The sequence below is a fragment of the Mycobacterium sp. genome (assembly GCF_035653355.1).
GTDB lineage: Bacteria > Actinomycetota > Actinomycetes > Mycobacteriales > Mycobacteriaceae > Mycobacterium.
Map to the genome: position 1 here is coordinate 1 of NZ_DASRBZ010000188.1, position 5,053 is coordinate 5,053.

Sequence of the window (5,053 nt, forward strand, 5' to 3'; positions counted from 1 at the left end):
GACCCCGGCCGCTACGACGACGAGCATGCCGATCGCGACCGGGATCCCCATGGTGTGAAACCACGGCAGCCGCGCAAAGAAGAGACAGAACGTCGCCCCGGCGATCGTCAGACCGGAACCCAGCACAACCGGGGCCACCGAACGAAACGTCGTGTAATACGCCGATATCCGATCCTCGCCGGCCGTCAGTGCCTCTTGATAGCGGCCGATCAGGAAGATGCCGTAGTCCGTTCCGGCCGCGATCGCCAGCATGGTCAGGATGTTGGCGGCGAAAGTGGTGAGCCCAAAGACGTTGTGGTACCCGAGCACCGCGATGACCCCGCGCGAGGATGCCAGCGCAATGCCGGTCATGAACAGCTGGACCAGCGTTGTGACGATCGAGCGGTAGACCAAAAACAGCATGATCGCAATCGCTGCGAGCGTGAACAAGGTGATCTTGGCCAGGCTGGCGTTGCCGATGACGTGCATGTCGTCGGACAGCGCCGCCGGGCCGGTGACGTAGGCCTTGACCCCGGGCGGTGCAGGTGTGCGGTCCAGAACGTGGCGGACCGCTTCGACGGATTCGTTGGCGAGCGTCTGGCCTTGGTTACCGGCAATGTTGAGCATCACGTAGGCGCCTTTGGCGTCGGTGCTCTGCACACCTGCCGCGGTCAGCCGGTCGCTCCAAAAGTCTTGGATGTGCTGGATGTGTTTGGGGTCATCACGCAGTTGACGGATGATGTCGTTGTAGTAGCGGTGCGCGGCGTCGCCGAGCGGTTGCTGCCCCTCCAGCACGATCATGATCGTGCTGTTGGAGTTGAATTCTTTGAAGTTGTGACCTAGGCGCATCATCGCCTGCATCGACGGCGCGTCCATTGGAGCCATCGGGGCCGAGTGTTCCTCGCTGACAACTTCCAGCCGCGGCACGACGACGTTCACCAGCACGGTGATGAAGACCCAGACCAGGATGATCGGCACCGCGAAGATGCGGATTGCGTGCGGGATGTAGGGGCGGTGGATCCGCTCGGTGTTCGTGTGGGTCATGCCGATTTCACCAGGCAGTAGGTCTGGGCGTTCATGCCGTCGGCGGTTTTCTCCTCGCGTACCACTCCGTCCACCGTGATGCGACAGCGGATTTGGTCACTGTTGCCCTGGACCATGATGTTGGCGCTGACCGCGGGCAGGGTCGTGCTGATCGTGTAGGACCACGGCAGGGGCGCGCCGTTGACCTGGTGGGTGTTGGCTTCCGCGTCCCAATAGTTGATGTCCGCGGTGGTTCCCGGCGGCCCGAAGACCTCGTAGGTGACGACTTTTGGATTGAATTGGACGATCTCGATGCCGCCGCCGGCGTTGGCGTTGAGGTCTTGGGACCCGAAGATGCGGTGCAGCCGCGCCACGCCGAACCCCGACACCGTGAGCACGACGATCAACACAAGGGGTATCCATGCGCGCTTGAGCGCTTTCGTGATCGAAGCCCTCATCTCACCGCCTCTCCGCTAACCCATCGGATCGTTGCCCACCCTCGGGAGCACGCTCAGCCGAGAGCAGCAAGGGCTCGACCCAAATGCTGTCGGAAACGCTTACCTCCGTCGTCGCATTCCGTCCCACGTCAACGGACCGTTCGCACGGCTAAGCATCCTAAACCCGTACGGGAGCGTTCTTCGGGTCGGCTGGGCTCTGTTTCGGTGCGGCGACCCACTGCGCCCGGCTACGCCGCGCTTGTGATCGCCGCTGGGTTTCGGTGCGGCGACTCACCGCGCCGCGCTTGTGATCGCCGTTACACCGCTGCGCGACCGGTGACCGGCGGCAGATCGGCTAGCGTCACGATCCCCGGGTTGGCCGCCACGACCGCGGGGACCGCGTTGGTGACCGGCATCGCGGTGTAGATCATGCCCAGGCCCATGAATCCCGGCTCGGTCCAATCGTTCGGCGGCAGGCAATGAATCACCGTGCGCATATTCGGCAGCCCGAACACCTGGATGACGTGCCCGTGCTCGAGCGGCTTCGGCGGCGTCACGTGCTCGCCCATGATCCAGTTGAACCCCACGCTGACCACATTGCGGTCGCCGACCCAGCCGCGGTGGTAGCCGTAGACGCCCGCGACCGTGCCCTCCGGGATCGTCATGAAGCCGAGGTCGCTGTCGGCAGTTGCCGCGGTAAATGTGACGTCGAAGGTCATCCGATCCAGTTCTGCGCCGATCGCGTCGGCCATCATCGCCGCCGACTCGGCGAACACTTCGCTTTCGCGTCGCACGCTGTCGGCCAGGCCCGGGCTGTCGGGATCCCGGGAAAAGCCCATCGCTTTCTGGGTTTCCGCCGATTCGTAGGTCGAGCAGTCCACCGACTCGGTGATGCGGATTTCGTCGACCCGCTCGCATGCGCCGCTGAGCACCATGCCGACCATATTGGAGATTCCCGGATGCGCGCCGCTGCCGAAGATCGTCGAACCGCCACGCTGACATGCCTTCAGAATCCGGTCGAGGTCCTGTGGGCTTTGCTTGCCGCCGGTGATCCACGCCGCGCTAGAGCAGACGTTGACCCCAGCCTCGAGCAGCCGTACCAGCTCGTCGATGTTGGGCCACAACGGGTTATAGCAACAGGCATCGGGTCGCAGCGCCAGCAGCGCGCCGATGTCGTGGGTGGCCTTGACACCGGTCGGCTGCGGCCAGCCGCACAGATCGGCAGCGTCGACCCCGACTTTGTCCTGCCCGTGCGCATAGACCCCGACCAGCTCCATGTCAGGTCTGCCGATGATGGCGTGCAGTGATCGTCGTCCGATGTTGCCGGTCGTCCACTGGATCACGCGAAGCGGTGCACTCATGTACCTCCCCGGTTCGGTGGGCTCGGCATGGTCACGTCAGTCGGCGATATTGAATCCCGACACCACCTTGGTCGGCCGCACCCGCACCACCAACTCGCCCGGCGCGGCGTTGCGGCGGCCGAACTCATGGGCGCGGTGCAGCCCCATGTAACGCCCGCCGATCCTGGTGGCGATGTCCAGCAGGTCCGGCGCATCCTCAGCGATCGCGGCGACGCCTTGCAACTGCACGAACGAATACGGCGGATGCGGGTCGTCCACGCAGATCACGACCCGCGAATCCCGCGCCAGCGCACGGCCTTTCGCGCTGTTGCGGCCGGTGTTGAATACAAGCTCACCGTCATCGACGATGAACCACACCGGAGCCACCAGTGGGCGGCCGTCGGCCGCGAGATACCCCAGCATGCCGGTCCGGGTGCCCGCCGACAGGAATTCGGCGACCTCCCCGGTTAATTCGGCCATCCGACTCTCCGCGGGGTCAGAGCTTGACCAAGTCGTAGTCGCCGAGATGGTCGACCAACACGTGCAGCTGGTCAGTCGACGATCCCAGCGTGTGCTCGATAGCGGTGAGCCGCGCCGCGTAATGCCCCACCGGATATTCGGCGGTCATGCCGATGCCGCCGTGCAACTGAATCGCCTCTTGGGCGATATGCCGGCCCGATCGGCCGATCTGCAGCTTGGCGCGCGCCGCCACCAGCGGGTCCAGGTTGCCGTCGGCGATCGACATCGCGGCGTAGAGGTTCATGCTGCGGGCCTGCTCCAGCGAGACGTACATGTCGGCGGCGCGCTGGGTCAACGTCTGGAATTTGTTCAACGTGACGCCGAACTGCTTGCGCGTCTTGAGGTATTCGGTGGTCAGGCGAAGCGCTTCCTCCATCGCCCCGAGAGCTTCCGCGCACAGCGCCGACTGCATCCGGATGACCGCGTGTTGGATCGCTCGTGACGCGTCGACCGGGTTGCCGAGCGGCTCGGCGGGGGCCTGGTCGAAGTCGATCTGCGCGCCGCGCTGCCCGTCGAATGTCTGGTATCGATGCCGGGTGAGCGCAGCTCCGTCTGTCGAGGCGTCGACCAGAAACAATCCCGTTCCGCCGTCCGGTAACCCGGCGCTGACCACCAGAGCGTCGGCGCAGTCACCGGCCAGCACCGGGTTCTTCCGCCCGCTCAACGCCCACGAATCGCCTTGGCGCTCAGCGGTCGTCGCGACGTCTGCCTGAGCCGAGCGCATGCCCGGCTCCAAGTGGGCGAAGGCCAGCAGCTTCTGGCCGGCTGCGACGTCGTCAAGCAGCTGCTTCTGCTCAGCGGTGCCTAACTCGGCGATGATCGCGCCGGGCCCCAGCGCGGCGTTTATCACCGGTTCGGGGGCCAGGCGCCGGCCGATTTCGATGAGTACCAGCATGATTTCGATCTGGCCGGCCTCGGCTGGCTCGAATCCGAGGCCGAGAATCCCGATCTCGGCGAGCTGGTTCCACACCTCACGGCTCCAGCCGAGCTCGGTGTCGACGATCTTGTTGCGGGTCTCCGGGTCATAGGTGCGGGCGAGCACGTCGCGCGTGGTGTCGCGCAGCAGGGTTTGCTCGTCGCTCAACTGAAAGTCCATGGCTCAGCTCACAATCCGAGAATGGTGGAAGCGATGATGTTGCGCTGCACCTCGTTGCTGCCGCCGTAGATCGAGGTCTTGCGGTAGTTCAGATAGCGCGGTGCGCTGAGTTGAGCCCATCCCGGCGACGCGATGTCGTCGCCTGCTTGAACCGGTAGTGCGTCGGGTCCGGCAACCTCGACCAGCAGTTCGGTGGCCGCCTGCTGCAGTTGGCTGCCGCGCAGCTTCAGGACCGAGGACGCGGGGTTGGGCTTACCGCCGGCCGAACTCGCGGTCACGCGCATCTGTGTGAGTTCCAATGCCAGCAGCTCATTTTCGACCTCGGCAAGCCGCGCCGCGAACAGCGGGTCGTCGAGCATCTTGGTGTCGGCGGCGTACCGTTTGACCTCGGCCAGTCGGACCTTGGTTCGGCCCACTCCGGCGATGCCGGTCCGCTCGTTGCCGAGCAGGAACTTCGCGTAGGTCCAGCCCTGGTTTTCCTCCCCGACAAGCTGATCCGCGGGCACCCGGACGTCCTCGAAGAACACCTCGTTGACTTCATGGCCGCCGTCGATCAACTTGATCGGCCGCATCGTGATACCTGCGGTGTCGAGGTCGATCAGCACAAACGAAATGCCGGCCTGCTTCTTGGGTGCCTGCGGGTCCGTGCGCACCAGACA

At 64.9% G+C, this 5,053-nt stretch carries 6 protein-coding genes; all 6 read right to left on the reverse strand.

What is annotated here, in order from left to right:
• Positions 1-1,023, reverse strand: a 1,023-nt coding sequence (locus tag VFA16_RS06250; protein ID WP_324966982.1) for an MMPL family transporter, incomplete at its 3' end; no start/stop codon positions are given.
• Complete coding sequence (locus VFA16_RS06255) at positions 1,020-1,460, reverse strand: MmpS family transport accessory protein (protein WP_324966983.1); 441 nt, start codon at positions 1,458-1,460, stop codon at positions 1,020-1,022. The genes VFA16_RS06255 and VFA16_RS06250, both read right to left, overlap by 4 nt.
• 296 nt (positions 1,461-1,756) lie before the next feature.
• Entirely contained in the window at positions 1,757-2,800 is a 1,044-nt protein-coding gene (locus tag VFA16_RS06260; protein WP_324966984.1) for a dihydrodipicolinate reductase, read from the reverse strand.
• Between the two features lie 36 nt (positions 2,801-2,836).
• On the reverse strand, positions 2,837-3,259 hold the full coding sequence (locus tag VFA16_RS06265) for a PPOX class F420-dependent oxidoreductase (RefSeq protein WP_324966985.1): 423 nt from the start codon (positions 3,257-3,259) through the stop codon (positions 2,837-2,839).
• 16 nt (positions 3,260-3,275) lie between these two features.
• A complete protein-coding gene (locus VFA16_RS06270) occupies positions 3,276-4,394 on the reverse strand; it encodes an acyl-CoA dehydrogenase family protein (RefSeq protein WP_324966986.1) in 1,119 nt (372 codons plus the stop codon).
• An 8-nt stretch (positions 4,395-4,402) separates the two neighbouring features.
• The coding region (locus tag VFA16_RS06275) for an acyl-CoA dehydrogenase family protein (RefSeq protein WP_324966987.1) at positions 4,403-5,053 on the reverse strand (651 nt) is incomplete at its 5' end.

Coding starts and splice junctions, on each gene's coding strand:
- VFA16_RS06255 (WP_324966983.1), bottom strand. CDS start 1,460: ATGAGGGCTTCGATCACGAAAGCGCTCAAGCGCGCATGGATACCCCTT.
- VFA16_RS06260 (WP_324966984.1), bottom strand. CDS start 2,800: ATGAGTGCACCGCTTCGCGTGATCCAGTGGACGACCGGCAACATCGGA.
- VFA16_RS06265 (WP_324966985.1), bottom strand. CDS start 3,259: ATGGCCGAATTAACCGGGGAGGTCGCCGAATTCCTGTCGGCGGGCACC.
- VFA16_RS06270 (WP_324966986.1), bottom strand. CDS start 4,394: ATGGACTTTCAGTTGAGCGACGAGCAAACCCTGCTGCGCGACACCACG.